We start from the raw sequence: 15,561 nt of genomic DNA, 5'->3' as shown, positions 1-15,561 counted from the left end.
TGGCGAGCGAAACGATCAGCGGATGGGGGCTCCGGTTCTGGGCCTGCTTGTGCACCTGCTGTCCGCCAACTGGACCTGGGGGCGGCTCACCCTCGTTCTACCGGACGGCGCCCGTCATCAGCTGACGGGCCGGACATCCGGCCACGCCGCCGTCCTGACCATCCGGGATCCTCGCTGCGCAGCCCGTGTGCTGAAGAACGGGGATATCGGCTTTGCGGAAGGCTATATGGCGGGGGAGTGGGACACGCCTGACCTGGCGGTCCTGTTGGAGACCCTGGTCAACAACTACGACCACATTCGTCGCCTGTTCGACGGCAACCCTCTGATGAAGTTGGTCAACGGGATCGGGCACCGGCTGAACCGCAACAGCCGCCGAGGATCGCGCCGCAATATCCACGCCCACTATGACCTGGGCAACGCCTTCTATTGCGCCTGGCTGGACCCCTCGATGACCTATTCCTCGGCGCGTTTCGAGGCGCCGGGACAGCTGCTGCAGGACGCCCAGCGCGCCAAGTACGCCGCTCTGGTGCGGATGATGGACCTTCAGCCGGGACATAGCGTGCTGGAGATCGGCTGCGGCTGGGGCGGGTTCGCCGAGTTCGCGGCGCGAGAGGTCGGGGCCGTGGTCACGGGTGTCACCATCTCTCGCGAACAGCACGACTATGCGCGTCGCCGCCTGTTCGAGGCGGGGCTGGCGGAGCGAGCGGATATCCAGCTGGTCGACTACCGAGACGTGGAGGGCCGCTTCGACCGCGTCGCCTCGATCGAGATGCTCGAGGCGGTGGGGCGCGAATACTGGCCCGTATACTTCCAGAAGGTCCACGACGTCCTGGAGGCGGGAGGACGTGCGGGCCTGCAGATCATCACCATCCAGGACGACCTGTTCGACGAATATGACGCGCGTACCGACTTCATCCAGAAGTATGTTTTTCCCGGTGGGAGCCTGCCTTCCGAGGCGAGGCTGGCGCCCGTGCTGGCGCAGACCGGCCTGAAAAAAACGGGTGTCGAGCGTTTCGGCGACAATTACGCCGACACCCTGGCTGAATGGGCGCGAGGTTTCGAGAGCGCCTGGACCGATATCGCTCGAAGGAACGCAGGCTTCGACGAGCGCTTCCGCCGTCTCTGGCGCTTCTATCTCGCCTACTGCGAGGCGGGCTTCCGGTCGGGCCGGACCGATGTGATCCAGATGAGCCTAAGCCGCGACTAACGAACGCGCCTTGCTGACCCTGACCTGTTGATGACGGATATGCCGATGAGCCTGAAGCGCCCTTCAGTCATTTTTATCGCCGCAGCCACCTGCGTCCTTGGACTGTCGGCCTGCGCCACGTTTGAGCGTGGCCCAATCGGCAATCCGAATGTTCACTTGCCGACCAGGACGGTCGACCTGAGCCGATATGCCGGGCTCTGGTACGAGATCGGCCGCTACGAAAACGGGTTCGAGCGGGGATGCGAGGGGGTGACGGCGGAATACACAAGACGCGACGATGGTCTTGTCGGCGTGCTCAACACCTGTCGTCAGGGCGGCGTCGACGGCCCGGTGAAGACGGTCGAGGGCAGGGCCCGGGTGGTGCCCGACAGCGGCGATGCACGGCTGAAAGTCTCCTTCTTCGGACCCTTCTACCTCGGCGACTACTGGGTGCTGGACCATGCCGACGACTATTCCTGGTCCATCGTCGGCGAACCCTCCGGCCGATATCTCTGGCTGATGAGCCGGACGGCGAAACCTTCCCAAGAGGTTCGCGCCACCATCCTGAACCGGGCGGCAGAGCTGGGTTATGATCTCGCGCTGTTGCATCAAACTCGGCATCGTCCGTAAATCTGCTGGCTGCCGTCGTGCGTATCTCCTGTCAAAAGAGGGAGAGACGCCATGGCGGGCAAGATGTTTAGGGGGCTAGGGGCGGTGACCCTGGCGCTGGCTTCAGGGGCTTGCGCCAGCGGAGGCCCGCCGTCCAACGCCGGTTTTCTGACTAGCTACGAGGGGCTTACGCCGCGAACGGACGTGGTGCGCGCCGCGGTTGCACAGCGCCGCGACCAGGCGCTGGCCTCGACCATTACCCGGCTCTGGGTGGCGCCGGCCGAGGTATTCGGCGTTTCGGAACCCATCCTGTCCGACAGCGACCGGCAAGCGGTCCTGGCCGAGGTGGATCGTCAAGTCTGCTATGAACTGAGCGAACGTTTCGACATCGCCGAGCAGCCTGAGCCCCTGGCCGGGACCGTGAGGGTGGGGGTCACCTACATCCGGCCGACGCATCAGGCCGGTTCGGCGGCCGCAGCCGTCGCCAACTTCTTCATCCCCGGGCCGATCAAGATCAGGACGCCGGGAGGCACGGGCGGCCTTGGCGCGGAGGCGGAACTCCTGACGCCAGACGGTCGTCAGGCCGCCGCCATAGTCTGGCGCCGCGACGCCATGGTGGTGGGAACGGACAAGCCGTCGCTGTCGCGCATTGGCGACGCCCACCAGTTGGCCGAGCCTCTGGGCGACATGATTGGCGATGCGCTGGCCGCTAGCGATCGGGCGGTGAGGTCCATACCCGATCCTGATCCCTGTCGGCGCTTTGGTCCGCGCGTCAGGGTAGAGGGCGTTCTCGCGGGCATCGCCACAGGCCTGTATGAGCCGGGATTGAGCGGAGGACGGGCGAACACCGAAACCGAACCGGAATGATTTTGATCGCCCACAAGGTCCGATTTCAGGCAAGGAGCCAACGACGGCTCCTGGCGCTCAGTGGAAATCTCGCGATCCCGGCAGGATGCGCACGTCGCGCGGGTGCCGGTGCGGCGGGTGGCGCGGCGGTTGCGGGTGGGCGATGATGTCGGCGCGGGCCAACTGCACATTGGTCTCATGGTCTTCTGACAGGCGGGACAGCTCGGCGCTGCGGTCGATGACGCGGCGGGCGACGACGTGGACGACGCCTTCGGGACTCTTCTCGACCAGGCCTTCGATCTGCATCAGGCGGGCTCCCATGATCTCGCGTCGGTACTGGTCGAGCATCCGGGCCCAGAGGACCACGTTGGTGATGCCGGTCTCGTCCTCCAGGGTGACGAAGACGGCGTTGCCCTTGCCCGGTCGCTGACGCACGAGGACCACGCCGGCGACCTGCACCAGGGAGCCGCCGCGCTTGGCCTCGGTGGCGGCGCAGGTCAGCACCCGCTCCGCGGCGAAGACGGGGCGCAGGATGGCCATGGGGTGGGCCTTCAGCGAAAGGCGCGCGGTCTGGTAGTCGGCGGCGACGTGCTCGCCCAAAGGCATCAGGGGCAGATGGGCGTCGGGCTCCGCCCCCAGTTCGCGGGCGCCGCGCTCGCGCGCTTCGGCGGCGGCGAACAGGGGCAAGGGATCGTCGTCGGGCAGACGGCGCACCGCCCACAGGGCCTCGCGACGATCCTGGCCCAGGGAGCGGAAGGCGTCGGCGTCGGCCAGCTTGCGCATGGCGGCGGCGGGCAGTTCGGCGCGCCGGGCCAGGGTTTCGACATCGGCGAAGGGCGCCTCGGCTCGCGCCGTCGACAGGGCCTTGGCCCAGTCCTCCTTGAAGCCGTCGATCTGACGCAGACCGAGCCGCAGGACGGGGGCGTCCGTTGGCCCCTCCAGACTGTTGTCCCAGTCGCTGTGCGAGACGTCGATGGGGCGCACCTCGACCCCCCCGACCTCCTGCGCCTCGCGTACGATCTGGGCGGGCGCATAGAAGCCCATCGGCTGGCTGTTCAGCAGGGCGCAGGCGAAGGCCGCCGGGTGGCGGTGCTTGATCCAGGAAGAGACATAGACCAGCCGGGCGAAACTGGCGGCGTGGCTTTCGGGAAAGCCGTAGGAGCCGAAGCCCTTGATCTGCTCGAAGCAGCGCCGCGCGAAGTCAGGATCATAGCCGCGCGCGATCATCCGCCCGACCATGCGGTCTTCGTAGGTGTGCAGGGTCCCGTCGCCCCGGAACGTGCCCATGGCCTTGCGCAGGCCGTTGGCCTCGGCGTCCGTGAACCGGGCGGCGACCATGGCGACCTTCATCGCCTGTTCCTGGAACAGGGGCACGCCCAGGGTTCGGTCCAACACCTGCTCCAGCTCGTCAGGCGGACCGTAGAGGCGGCCGGGCGGAGGATAGTGAACCTCCTCCACCCCGTTGCGACGGCGCAGGTAGGGATGAACCATGTCGCCCTGGATCGGACCGGGACGCACGATGGCGACCTGGATCACCAGATCATAGAACTCTCGCGGCCTCAGCCGCGGCAGCATGTTGATCTGGGCGCGGCTCTCGACCTGGAAGACGCCGATGGACTGGCCCCGACACAGCATGTCGTAGACCTCGGGTTCCTCCGGCGGGACGGAGGCGAGGTCGTGCTCGACGCCCGAATGGGCCTTCATCAGGTCGAGTGCCTTACGGATGCAGGTCAGCATGCCCAGGGCCAGGACGTCGACCTTCATCAGGCCGAGGGCGTCGATGTCGTCCTTGTCCCATTCGATGAAGGTGCGGTCCGGCATGGCGGCGTTGCCGATGGGGACGGTCTCGTCCAGCCGCCCTTGGGTCAGGACGAAGCCGCCGACGTGCTGGGACAGGTGGCGCGGAAAGCCGAGCAGGCGCGTCGCCATGCGCACGGCGCGATCGACCATGGGATTGGCGGCGTCCAGTCCGGCCTGCTCGATCTGGCGGCCGCTGATCTCCGATCCCCAACTGCCCCACTGGGTCGAGGCCAGGCGCGCGGTGACGTCCTCGGTAAGGCCCAGGACCTTGCCGACCTCGCGGATGGCGCTGCGGGGACGATAGCGGATGACGGTGGCGGCGATGCCGGCGCGATGGCGGCCATAGCGATCATAGATGTACTGGATGATCTCCTCGCGCCGCTCGTGCTCGAAGTCCACGTCGATGTCAGGCGGCTCGTCGCGGTTGGAGGACAGGAAGCGCTCGAACAACAGGTCGTGGCGGGCCGGATCGACGCTGGTGATCCCCAGGACGTAGCAGACGGCCGAGTTGGCGGCCGATCCGCGTCCCTGGCACAGGATGCCCTTGTCCTCGGCCGTGCGGACGATGTCGTGGATGGTCAGGAAATAGGGGGCCAGGCTGCGCTCGGCGATGAACTCCAACTCTCGATTGAGTAGGGCTGCAACCTTAGGTGGTGCGCCGTCGGGATAGCGGACGAAGGTGCGGCGTCGGACCAGCTCTTCCAGCCAGCTCTGGGGCTCCCATCCCGGCGGCACGGGCTCCTCAGGGTATTCATACTTCAGGTCGCTTAGATCGAAGGTCGCGCGCGACAGGAAGGCGGTCGTCTCGGTCACCGCCTCGGGCGCGTCTTTGAACAGACGGGCCATTTCATCCACGGGCTTCAGCCAGCGTTCGGCGTTTGCCTCCAGCCGCCGGCCGGCGGTCTCTATGGTCGCGCCTTCGCGGATGCAGGTCAGGACGTCCTGCAGGTCGCGGTCATCGGGGGCGGCGTAGAGGACGTCGTTGAGCGCCAGCAGGGGAACCTCCACTCGCTCGGCCATGGTCTTGAGCCGGGCCAGCCGGCGCCGGTCGTCGCCGCGCCTGTGCAGGACGGCGCCCAGCCAGACCGCGCCCGGCGCCGCCGCGTTCATGCGGGCCAGCACCGCCTCCAGCCCTGTCAGCCGGTCCGGCGGGACGAGGATCAGCAGCAGGTCCTCCGGATCGGCCAGCAGGTCGCGCAGGCCGATCTCGCATTCGCCCTTCCTGGCGCGGCGGTTGCCCAGGGTCAGCAAGCGCGTCAGCCGACCCCAGCCCGCCCGCGTCTCCGGATAGGCGATGACGTCCGGCGTCCCGTCGTTGAAGACCAGCCGCGCCCCGGTCAGCAGGCGGAAGTCCGCCGCGCGGCGCTTCACCTCTTCGGACAGGGCCGGATCGTTCAACGGGTTCTCGATGAAGGCGACCTCGCCGGGACTGCCGCCGTCGCGCATCCTGTCCGGCGGGGCCAGGCCCTCGACGCGAATCTCCTTCAGCGCGCTCCAGGCCCGCACCACGCCCGCTACAGTGTTGCGATCGGCCAGCCCCAGTCCGGCGTGACCGCGCAGGATCGCCGTCAGCACCAGGTCCTTGGGATGCGAGGCGCCGCGCAGGAAGGAGAAGTTGCTGGCCGTCGCCAGTTCGGCGTAGGCGCCGCAAGGGTCGAGCCTCTTCATGCGAACAGGCCGTGGATGAACCAGCGCGGCTCGAGCGTCTCGCCATAGAGGCCCTGGCGGAACAGCCAGAAGCGGCGGCCGTCCCGGTCCTCGACCCGGTAATAGTCGCGGGTGCGCTGGTTCGGCGCGCGCCACCATTCGCCGCTGATCCGCTCGGGCCCTTCGGCGCGCGTCACCTCGTGCAGGACGCGCCGCCAGCGGAACTTCAGCGGATAGCCGTCGGGAACCTCGGCCAGGGTTTCGACCGGCTGGGGCGGATCGAACATCTGCAGCGGCCGCAAGGGCGGATCGTCGGGATCAAGGTCGGGCCAGGTCTCGTCGCCATGACGGGCAGCGGCCGGGACCAGTCGCGCGGCGCGCTCGGGAATGTGCGAGGCGAAGGGTTCGAAGCGCAGCACCGCCTCGGGTCCCAGGCGCGCCGTCAGCCGGTCGATCAGGCGGCTGAAGGCCTCCTCGCCGGACGTCTCGCGCTCCAGCCCCTGCTGGGTCGGCGCGAGGACCTGGGTCCAGGGCACGGACATCCGCATCTGGTCGAAGCCGAATCCGGGGTCCAGCGGGGCGGGCAGGGCCGCCATCCGCTCGCGGAACAGCCGCAGGGTCGCGGGGGCGTCGCGGGTCGGACGGCCAGTGCGGACGATGATCCGGCGCGTCTCGCCGTCCACGCGATAGAAGCCGGCCTCGAAGGCGCGGCCGCCAAAGCCCGTCTGATCCAGCCGGTCCATGGTCTCGACCAGCAGGTCGGACAGGACCCGCTCCACGTCCTCGGGCGCAGAGATCGGCTCGAAGAAGACGCGGTCGACGACCACGGGCGCGGGCGGACGATGCGGGGTGATGCGCATGTCCTCGTCGCTCAGAACCCGCGCCAGTCGGGTCGGGAAGTCAGCGCCGAAGCGGGCGGCCAGGGGCGCGCGAGGCCGGTCGTCCAGATCGCCCAGCCGCTTCAGGCCCAGACGGCGCAGAGCCTCGTCCTCCTTGTCCGAAAGCTCCAGGGCGGCGACCGGCAGGCGACGCGCGGCGGCGCGGTCCTGGCCGGGCTCGAACCGGCCGCCGGGGCCGAAGCGGGCCAGGGCGCGAGCAATCTGGGGCGTTCCGGCCAGGGCGTACCGGATTTTGAGGCCGGCGCGCTCGGCCCGCGCCTGGACCGTCCGCATCAGGCCCGTCTCTCCGCCGAACAGGTGGGCGCAGCCGGTCACATCCAGCATCAGGCCATGCGGAGGGTCCAGCGCGATCATGGGGGTGAAGCGGCCGAAATCCTCCAGCACCCGTCCCAGCAAGGCGTCGTCGAGGTCCGGTCGATGGGCGACGACGCGCAGGGCGGGGGTCCGCGCCCGCGCGTCGGCCAGGGCCAGGCCGGGGGTCAGCCCCGCCCGCGTCGCCGCCGGATCGACGGCCGCCAGCCGCAACGCGCCCTTGATCTTCTCGGCCAGGACGACCGGCGGCGCATCCTCAGGCGGCGCGCCGTCCCGCCGCTCCTGGCGTCGCAGCCGGTCGCTGGGCAGCCAGGGGAACCAGACCGCCAGATAGCGGCGCGGGCGGACGGAAGGTTCGCTGTTCACGATCCCACTCCATGATCCAGGTTCCGGTCGCCCCGCCGCCGCGCCGCCGCAGCAGGGTCGCCGAAAAAGACGGCCGTCCCGGCGCTCCGCCCTCCAGAGGTTCTGAAGCGCAGGACGTCACCGACCAGCGGGTCTCGGCCGCGCTGGGGCAGGGCAGGGCGCCCGCCCGCGCCAGGAACAGGGTCGCGCCCCCCGTCTCGGCCGCCAGGGCCAGTCGTCGGCTGGCCGTCAGGCTGAAGGCCTTGGCCTCGCCCCAGGCGCTCAACAGCACGGCGCCCACGGCGGGACTGCGCAGGGCTTCTTCGCCGACGGCAAGTAGGGTCTGCACGTCGCGCGTCCGCACCAGCAACAGGTCGCGCGGCGACAAGCCCATTTCATGCAGGCCGGGCCCATGCGGCCGTCCCGCCTCCTGGGCCATCATCTCATGCAGGCCCCAGACGATGGGCCGCCCGGCCGCCGCCCGCAGCGCCATGCCCAGCCCGAAGGCGTTGACCGCCACGGCGTCGGCGGGCGCGGCGGCATAGAGGTCATGCAGGACGCCGGCGGCCAGCGGCGCAAAGGCGTCGTCGCTTCCTGCGCGCACGCCCGCGCCGACGCGACGACCGCCGGCCCGATCCAGGGCCTCCAGGCGAGTCTTCAGCGCCGCCAGAGCGTCAGGCTGAGAATGAATGTTCCGCATATGTTCTTATATGCGCCCTGACCCAGGGAGGGAGTCAAGCGGGATGGTAAAGCTGCTGCCAAGCAATGGTGGCTATCTCCGATCATCGAGCGGCTCACCAAAGGAGCGAATTGGCCTCATGCGTCGTTGTCACGCACAACGGCAGCTTCGTTCTCGAGGAGGGAGGGAATCTATGATCCGCCTGACCTTGACGCTTTCGTCCGTCTATCTCGCGGTCGTGGGATTGGCGCTTCTGTTCGTGCCGCTTCAGTTCGGCGTGGGGGCCGTTCCCGCTGACGCTTCGACAGAACTCATCGCTCTGCTCAGGCTTTTGGGAGGGCCGTTTCTAGGTATAGCCGTGTTGAACTGGCTTTCGCGCGGCGCGCCTCTCGGCGGCTCGCTACGAAACGTCCTTGTCGCCAACGCCGTCGGTTTCGGTGTCGTCGCGCTAAATGACGTCTGGGGCGTCACGACCGGTGAGGCGCGAGAATTGGCGAGGCTCTTCCTCGGCGTCCACCTGGGGTTCACGGCCGCGTTTCTGATGTCCTTGCGCATCTCAGCACGATGATGGAGCCGCTCCAACATTCGCTGCCGGCGCCGCCGACATCAGTCTCGCCTGAGAGATGGGGGAAGGGCGTATCGTTCGCCGTCGAAGGGGATGAGGACCGTTCTTGGCGGTTCGGTGCGATCCGTCGTCAGGCACTCCCCGCTCTTATCCGTCTTGGAGACGCGTCGAGTCCGACGCTCCAGGAGCGAAATGTCCTGACCGCGTCGGCCTGGGGTCATCCGCAGGATACGTTCGGTCGAGAGGGTTTCGCCTGGGCAGGATAGATCCCATTCGCCCCGGCTTCGAGAGACCACCAGATTTTCCAGGACGGGCGCCAGGGCGCCGTCCCGCACTTCGTAGAGAGACAGCGTGGTCTCCAGGAGGGGATTGGGACGCGAGCTCCCCATCCGCGTTTGCCGCACTCCGAACGCGAGCCGTTCAGGCCCCAACTGATAGGCGGCGGTGTCGAATGAAACGTCGGACACGCCTATGGCGTCGTCGTCCATGGCGTGGGGCAGGCGGAGGCGTTGGCGTGGGGTCCCCGTGGTTTCATCGACGACGAGAACATCCAGATCGCCTGAAGTTCCGTCCGAACGGACTTGGGCGATGAGGGGAACCGCGACCAGCAGGAGCCCTGGTCGGCCTCGCCAGCGCCGACAGACCATGGCGTGAGGATCGATGGAGGTTTCGGATGGGAGGGTAAGGGTGCGGTCGCGGACCCGCACCGCGCGCCCACCCTGCACGACGGCGTCGGGGTAGGCTTGGCGTACGATCGCCGCCACGTCCCCGCACTCCCGGCCTTCCGCCCTGGCCGCTGTTGGAGCGCACAGCACAAGCGCCAGGACGCCTAAACTCCATCCGCCGATTATCCTCATCACCCCCCTCCCTAGCTGTCCCGTAACTCGTTCCATTCCAGCAGCCGAACCGGCCAAGGGGAATGCGCCGTCTAGCGAAGCCGAATTCGACGCCACAAGACCAACGCTGCGCTGAAAGCCACACCTTCTAAACGAGGACGGAACCTCGTCTCAGCCTCGTCGCATTCTAGGTGCGCCGGTTGGAGGCCATTGTATTTTCATTTTGGCGGGTGCGACCTGCGTCCGAATGGCTTTTCGGGATCCGCCAGGCGCATTTCGGCTAAGCGGTAGACCTCTTGGCGCAGATCGACAGTCTCTCTCTCAATGGCTAGCAGTCGCTGGAACAACTGCCAGCATGCTCCTGCAATGACGACAACACCAACCGTCAACACGACATCCATCACGCTCTCCCTGAATGGTTATTATAGTGACTGGATGAAGGTGAAGATTTCCTTGCGCTTGGGGCGATGCGAATGGCCCAAGTTCTCGGCGAAAATGTACGGCGTATCCGGCGCGAGCGGGGAGTGACCCTGGAAACGCTCGCTCATGATGTGGGCCTCTCCTACAGCTATATGGGGCAGTTAGAGCGTGGGCAAAGGAACCCAACGCTGGAGGTTGTCGAGCGGATCGCAGATATCTTGAAGGTGGAGCCGATTCATTTGCTGATGCATGACTAACCTGCTCGGTCGCGGCAGGGGGCATGGCGGAGATAGGCAGGAAGTCTGGCCCTAAGACTGGGAACCTGCCAGAGGCCTGGGCTTTGGGGCGGTATGGTTTCCGGTATCCATTTCGGCCCCATAGCCGCAAACGCCGTCCATCTGTGCGTGGACATGCAAAGACTATTCGCGGAGGACACGGCATGGCGCACGCCGTGGATGGCGCGTGTCCTGCCAGTCGTCGTGCGTCTGTGCGAGCGCAAGGCCGAACGCACCTGTTTCACCCGGTTCATCCCCGCCCGTTCGCCGAGAGAGGGGGAGGGGACGTGGAGGCGGTACTGGCGGCGATGGGCGTCGATGACGCTTGAGAATCTGGGTGAAGGACGTGTGGAGCTTCTGCCCGAACTGCAGGTCTTCACCCCGCCCGCCAGGGTGTTGGACAAGTCCCGCTATTCCCCCTGGCTCAACACGGGTCTGGCGTCGGCTCTGATGGCCAGCCGGGTCGACACCCTGGTGGTGACGGGCGCCGAGACCGATATGTGCGTGCTGGCGACTGTCCTCGGCGCCGTGGATATGGGCTTTCGCGTGGTGGTGGTTTCGGACGCCCTGTGCAGTTCCTCGGACCAGTCGCACGACGCCTTGTTGGCTCTCTATCATGACCGCTTCGGCCAGCAGATCGAGACGGCGGAGTGCGACGAGGTGCTCGAGATGTGGGCCTAGGAAGGTTCGCTCAGCAGTCGCGACAGCCTTGAATCGAAACTCTGGGCGTTTGGATCCGGCAGACAGGTCGTGATGGTTCCGGATTCATAAAGCTCAATCACGCGCGGATGGACATAGGACGCCCGACAGACCGTCGGCGTGTTGCCCAGCAGGCTCGCGACCGCCTTCATGCAGGTCGAGATGTTTCGCCGCGCCTCGGTCTGGGACGTGGGCGGGGCCATTTCGTAGAAGGCGCGGGCGGCGGCGACGGTGGCCGCCCAGGTGCGGAAGTCCTTGGCGGAGAACTCATCGCCCATGGCCTCGCGGATATAGGCGTTCACGTCGTCTGAACTGATCGCCCACAGCTCGCCCTCTGCGTCGCGGTATTTGAACAGATGCTGGCCCGGCAGGCCTTCAAGGCCGCGCATGACGCGCGCCAGTCGACGGTCGCTGACCTTGACCCGGTGTTCCTTGCCGCTCTTGCCCCTGAACTCAAAGGTTAGGGCCGAGCCGTCGACCTCCAAGTGCCGCTTGCGCAGGGTCGTCAGGCCGAAACTGCGGTTCTGGCGGGCATAGGCGGCGTTGCCGACGCGGATGAGGGTGACTTCCAGCAAACGAACCGCCGAGGCCAGCACCTTTTCCTTGCACGGGCCACGTCGCGAAAGGTCGTTCTCCACCCGGTCGTGCAGTCGCGGCAGGCGTCGGGCGAAATCTGGCAAACGCGCAAATTTGTGCGAGGCGGCGCGGGCCGTCCAATCGGCATGATAGCGGTACTGCTTGCGACCGCGCGCATCGCGCCCGGTCGCCTGGATATGGCCGTTTGGGTCGGGACAAATCCAGACGTCCTGCCACGCCGGCGGAATGGCTAGGGCGTCGATCCGCATCAGGATGTTCCGCTCACGGATCAGGCACCCCTTTGGATCAAGATAGCAAAAGCCCCTCCCGCTCCGGCGGCGCGTAAGGCCTGGGCTCTCGTTGCTGGACCAGACGAGTCCGCCGGAAGGCGGCGGATTGATCACGTTTGTCGACATCGTCACGGCCCTTGCTGGGTCTAAGTCTAGGCAACACCAGGTCCTGCCTCCGGCTCCCTTCTGCGCGCGGCCGTGCTCTCAGTTCATCGCGCCGCACCGGCATGAAAGGTCGGAGAGACTACCCGCGTCCAGAATCGACGCCTTGCCGCGGCTGAAGCGCACCGCGCCTATCGCTTGCAGGTTGCTGGCGGCGGCGTTGATGCTGGTTCTCTGGACGCCGAGCATGGCGGCTAGCTGGGCCTGCTTCAAGCGAAGCGGCGCGCCGTTGCCGCCATGGTGCAGACGAAGCAGCCACTTGGCCAGACGCTCCGACACGCGATGGGAGGCGTTGCAGGCGGCTTCCTGTTCCAGAAGCGTCAGGCGTTGAACCGCCTGAAGGGCGATGAAGCGCGATAGCCAATCATGACCGAGCGCCTCGCGGGCGGCGGCGGCGGGAACGCGGAACAGCCGAACATCCAGCAGCGGCCGCACGTCGGCGCGGCTGCCGCTAGAGCCCAGAGCGTGATCCCAACCGTAGACGGCGCCCGATACGATAGGTGCGACACAGACTTCACTTCCGGTTGGAAAGGCGCCGAGAACCCCGGACAGGACGAACCAGAGATGCTCCCTGTCCAGAGGAGCCTGCGCGTCGCCTGGGAGATCAACCTCTGTTCCCTCGGCGGTCAGGCGCTGCTGCGCATCCGGCGGCAGGACGCGATAGACCGGGTGATCACGGATGCTGGGCGGGGGGCGGCCGTGAGGAGGGGCGGACGGGGATAGAATGGCGGCGGAATCTGCAGACATGGGGCCTCCTAACCAGAAGCCCTGCCATGGCTGCCGCAGATCGCCACTCACATGGGTTAGTCGCGGCTGGGCGGCGCATCCGCGAGATCGTCGGCGATGCTGAGGCCTGCGGCCAAGGCCAGGCCCTGCAGGTCAGGCAGGACGGCCCGTCCCGTCCGGTAGTCGACCAGGCCTGCTCGCCGAAGTTGCTGTAGCGTCCGGTTCATGTGCACGGCGCTGAGGCCCAGGATGTCTGCGAGCATGTCCTGGGTGAGAGGCAGGTGAAGGACGCCGGGTTCGGCTGCGCCGAGACGGCTTTGCCGCTCGTACAGCTCCAACAGAAGGTGCGCCGTTCGCTCATAGGCGCTGAGCCGACCCAGCCGAATGACATGCCGCGCCAGCCGCAGGCGCTCTGCCGAGCGAAAATGCCGCCAGGCTTCCAGAAGACGCGGGCTGACGTCTACGCCTTCGGAAATCGCCGCCCACAGCAGGGAGGCGTCAAGGGTAGAGGCGTCGGTCAGGGCCCAGACCGCCATGTCGGCGTCCACGACGTCGGCGGCCAGGATGACGTCGCCGGGCAGGCTGAGACCGACGATCTGGCGACGGCCGTCTTCCAACATCGCGCCGCGGGCGATCCAGCCGCGCGCCACCACACGGGCGTCTTTGCGTTCCGGATGAAGGGAAACGGCGCCGCCGGGCGGGTGAACCATGGCAGGACCGTGAAACCAGCTACGGATGCATTCGATGTCGCCAGGCGACAGCACGGCGAAGCTGAACAGCATCCGCTCCAGCGACGCCGCGGCTATGTCTACATCATCTTGATAAGACTGATTCTTCATCCCTCTGACCAACAGCACGGCCGAGGGTGTTTCGTTCTTTACATAGGTTAGTCCAAGGGCTTGACGGTGATGCTTGCGGCGCCGGGAGCGGAAGCCGTCAGGCGCGGTAATAGGAATCTGAGCAGAGGGTGCGCAGTTGGCGCCACGTGGCCTTGCCCTCGAGCTGGAAAAGTTCGGCCTGGGTATAACGATCCGAGATCAAGGCCTTGCGGACTTCGCTGGGTATGCGGAAGCGGCCGCTGCGCGCGAGTTCGAAGGCCCGCTCGATGACTGGTGTTCTATTCATGGTACAAAATCCCCTGTTACGGGAAGGCAATGCGGTTGCGCCCTGATGGGTTCATTGTGTCGCCTTTGAGGCGCTGTGGAACCTCGGCTGTTCGAGCCGATGGCACCATTCGCGAAGATCCGGCGTTGTGGTCGCGCCAAGCCTCAGGGAACCACAATGCACGACCACAGCCGTTTGCTGGAAAACAAGCTGCAACGACGCGACGTCATTACGGATGGCGAAAGGCAGGCGCTCAGGAGCGTGCTGACCCATGTCGTGTTGAAGCCCGCCGGCAGCGACATCGTCACTCAGGATGCGTTGGTCGATCATTCCAGCCTCGTCATCGACGGCTTCTGCGCGCGCTATCGCGATCTGAGCGACGGACGGCGGCAGTACACCCAGATCAATCTTCCCGGAGACTTCATCGACCTGCACGGCTTTGTTCTGAAGCGCGTCGACCATGGCGTGCGCGCGCTGTCCGACTGTCTCATCGCCGAGGCGCCGCATGAACGCCTGCGCAAACTGACGGAAGAGCACCCGCATTTGACGCGCTTGTTATGGCTGGAGACGGTGGTGGACGCCGCCATGCACCGTGAATGGCTGCTGGCCCTAGGTCGACAGGAGGCGCTGGAGCGGACCGCCTTGTTGGTCTGCGAAATCTACGCGCGCTTGAAAGCCGTGGGCCTGGCGCGCGACGGCGTCTTTCATTTTCCCATTATCCAGGCGGAGATTGCGGATCTGCTCGGCATGTCCGCCGTGCATGTGAACCGTACGCTGAAGGTCATGCGCGAGGCGGGCTGGCTGGAGTGGACAGGATCGGAAGTTCGTATTCTCGCGTGGGATCGTCTGGCGAGCGCGGCCGAGTTCAATCCCTCCTATCTGCGGCTGGAACGACTGCCGGTTTAGCGCAGGGTTACGGCCCCGCCGCTGATCAGGCGGCAGGGCCGGATGGAGCTCAGGCGGCGGGCTGCAACGCCTCGGCGTTGATTACGGCGTCGGCGATGGCCGTCAGATCCTCATCCGTCTGGCTTTCTTCCTGAAGGGTCTCGTCCAGCAGTTTGACGGCGTCCTTCAGTCCCATCACCTCGGCCCAGCGCTTGAGCGTGCCATAGCGGGTGATCTCATAGTGCTCGACCGCCTGGGCGGCGGCCAGCAGACCGGCGTCGAGCGCTGCCGTGTCCTTGTACTCCTCGGCGATTTCGTCGCCTTCGGCCAGGATGCCTTCGATGGCGTCGCAGGTCTTGCCGCGTGCGGGCTTACCGATGATCTCGAACACCTGCTGCAGGCGTTCGATCTGGCCTTCAGTCTGCTCGCGGTGCTTTTCGAAGGCCGCCTTGAGGTCGGGCGACTGGGCGGCGCGCGCCATCTTCGGCAGGGACTTCAGGATCTTGCGCTCGGCGTAATAGATGTCGCGCAAGGTCTCGTGGAAGAGGGTTTGCAGCGTTTTCTCGGCCATGGGACTCTCCTGAAAAGAATGGGGGAGCCTGCGAAGCGGCGGGCGCACAAGCGCGTTCCTAGTGTTCGGATATGGACAGGGCTGGGCGCCACGGAACGCACAGGCCCACGAACTCTTCTGCCGATTTCA

Annotated in this window: 16 protein-coding genes; 7 read left to right on the top strand and 9 right to left on the bottom strand. The window is 66.5% G+C overall.

Annotated elements, in window-relative coordinates; translation table 11 throughout:
• Positions 1–22: 22 nt before the first annotated feature.
• From AC3IPP_RS12330 to AC3IPP_RS12320, 3 genes are read left to right on the top strand one after another with little or no spacing between them, the layout of a single operon-like run.
• Complete coding sequence (locus tag AC3IPP_RS12330; protein ID WP_256968273.1) at positions 23–1,207, top strand: SAM-dependent methyltransferase; 1,185 nt, start codon at positions 23–25, stop codon at positions 1,205–1,207.
• A gap of 45 nt (positions 1,208–1,252) precedes the next feature.
• Entirely contained in the window at positions 1,253–1,816 is a 564-nt protein-coding gene (locus AC3IPP_RS12325) for a lipocalin family protein (protein ID WP_087141319.1), read from the top strand.
• Between the two features lie 51 nt (positions 1,817–1,867).
• Entirely contained in the window at positions 1,868–2,662 is a 795-nt protein-coding gene (locus AC3IPP_RS12320) for a DUF3313 family protein (protein WP_087141308.1), read from the top strand.
• Between the two features lie 57 nt (positions 2,663–2,719).
• On the opposite strand, the gene AC3IPP_RS12315 is transcribed toward AC3IPP_RS12320, so the two are convergent.
• Genes AC3IPP_RS12315 through AC3IPP_RS12305 form a run of 3 tightly spaced genes read right to left on the bottom strand, consistent with a single transcriptional unit; the run spans position 2,720 to position 8,344 of the window.
• Complete coding sequence (locus AC3IPP_RS12315) at positions 2,720–6,109, bottom strand: error-prone DNA polymerase (RefSeq protein ID WP_489149194.1); 3,390 nt, start codon at positions 6,107–6,109, stop codon at positions 2,720–2,722.
• The gene (locus tag AC3IPP_RS12310; RefSeq protein WP_489149193.1) at positions 6,106–7,665 is read right to left on the bottom strand and encodes a Y-family DNA polymerase; all 1,560 of its coding nucleotides are present in this window, start codon (positions 7,663–7,665) and stop codon (positions 6,106–6,108) included. The genes AC3IPP_RS12315 and AC3IPP_RS12310 overlap by 4 nt, the downstream gene beginning before the upstream one ends.
• Positions 7,556–8,344, bottom strand: a complete 789-nt coding sequence (locus AC3IPP_RS12305; RefSeq protein ID WP_489149192.1) for an ImuA family protein — start codon at positions 8,342–8,344, stop codon at positions 7,556–7,558. Before AC3IPP_RS12305 ends, AC3IPP_RS12310 begins: the two co-directional genes overlap by 110 nt.
• A 172-nt stretch (positions 8,345–8,516) precedes the next feature.
• Between AC3IPP_RS12305 and AC3IPP_RS12300 the strand changes: the two genes are divergently transcribed.
• On the top strand, positions 8,517–8,891 hold the full coding sequence (locus tag AC3IPP_RS12300; RefSeq protein WP_087141305.1) for a hypothetical protein: 375 nt from the start codon (positions 8,517–8,519) through the stop codon (positions 8,889–8,891).
• Between the two features lie 38 nt (positions 8,892–8,929).
• On the opposite strand, the gene AC3IPP_RS12295 is transcribed toward AC3IPP_RS12300, so the two are convergent.
• A complete protein-coding gene (locus AC3IPP_RS12295; protein ID WP_143276117.1) occupies positions 8,930–9,652 on the bottom strand; it encodes a PA3715 family protein in 723 nt (240 codons plus the stop codon).
• 545 nt (positions 9,653–10,197) lie between these two features.
• Here AC3IPP_RS12295 and AC3IPP_RS12290 point away from each other — a divergent pair.
• Both AC3IPP_RS12290 and AC3IPP_RS12285 read left to right on the top strand, forming a co-directional pair.
• Positions 10,198–10,401 (top strand): helix-turn-helix domain-containing protein, encoded by a 204-nt coding sequence (locus tag AC3IPP_RS12290; RefSeq protein ID WP_256968270.1) that lies wholly within the window; start codon positions 10,198–10,200, stop codon positions 10,399–10,401.
• Between the two features lie 153 nt (positions 10,402–10,554).
• Positions 10,555–11,100, top strand: a complete 546-nt coding sequence (locus tag AC3IPP_RS12285; protein WP_489177406.1) for a cysteine hydrolase family protein — start codon at positions 10,555–10,557, stop codon at positions 11,098–11,100.
• Here the strand turns inward: AC3IPP_RS12285 and AC3IPP_RS12280 are convergent.
• The 4 genes from AC3IPP_RS12280 to AC3IPP_RS12265 all read right to left on the bottom strand — a co-directional run bounded on the left by AC3IPP_RS12280 (position 11,097) and on the right by AC3IPP_RS12265 (position 13,997).
• Positions 11,097–11,963 carry a DNA topoisomerase IB gene (locus tag AC3IPP_RS12280; protein WP_256968269.1) on the bottom strand — a complete coding sequence of 289 codons (867 nt, stop codon included), beginning with the start codon at positions 11,961–11,963 and terminating at the stop codon, positions 11,097–11,099. The genes AC3IPP_RS12285 and AC3IPP_RS12280 overlap by 4 nt on opposite strands.
• 225 nt (positions 11,964–12,188) lie before the next feature.
• Positions 12,189–12,893 (bottom strand): Crp/Fnr family transcriptional regulator, encoded by a 705-nt coding sequence (locus tag AC3IPP_RS12275; protein ID WP_087141300.1) that lies wholly within the window; start codon positions 12,891–12,893, stop codon positions 12,189–12,191.
• A gap of 56 nt (positions 12,894–12,949) precedes the next feature.
• On the bottom strand, positions 12,950–13,711 hold the full coding sequence (locus tag AC3IPP_RS12270; protein WP_087141299.1) for a Crp/Fnr family transcriptional regulator: 762 nt from the start codon (positions 13,709–13,711) through the stop codon (positions 12,950–12,952).
• Positions 13,712–13,808: 97 nt separating this feature from the next.
• Positions 13,809–13,997, bottom strand: coding sequence for a hypothetical protein (locus AC3IPP_RS12265; protein ID WP_087141298.1), 189 nt, complete (start codon positions 13,995–13,997; stop codon positions 13,809–13,811).
• Between the two features lie 156 nt (positions 13,998–14,153).
• Here AC3IPP_RS12265 and AC3IPP_RS12260 point away from each other — a divergent pair, with 156 nt between their 5' ends.
• Complete coding sequence (locus AC3IPP_RS12260) at positions 14,154–14,882, top strand: Crp/Fnr family transcriptional regulator (RefSeq protein ID WP_087141297.1); 729 nt, start codon at positions 14,154–14,156, stop codon at positions 14,880–14,882.
• Positions 14,883–14,931: 49 nt separating this feature from the next.
• On the opposite strand, the gene AC3IPP_RS12255 is transcribed toward AC3IPP_RS12260, so the two are convergent.
• The gene (locus AC3IPP_RS12255; RefSeq protein ID WP_087141296.1) at positions 14,932–15,432 is read right to left on the bottom strand and encodes a YciE/YciF ferroxidase family protein; all 501 of its coding nucleotides are present in this window, start codon (positions 15,430–15,432) and stop codon (positions 14,932–14,934) included.
• Between the last annotated feature and the right edge of the window lie 129 nt (positions 15,433–15,561).

Source organism: Brevundimonas sp. KH_060 (assembly GCF_057838275.1).
The sequence above is the reverse complement of the archived record's forward strand: the minus strand, read 5'-3'. Positions and strand labels throughout refer to the sequence as shown.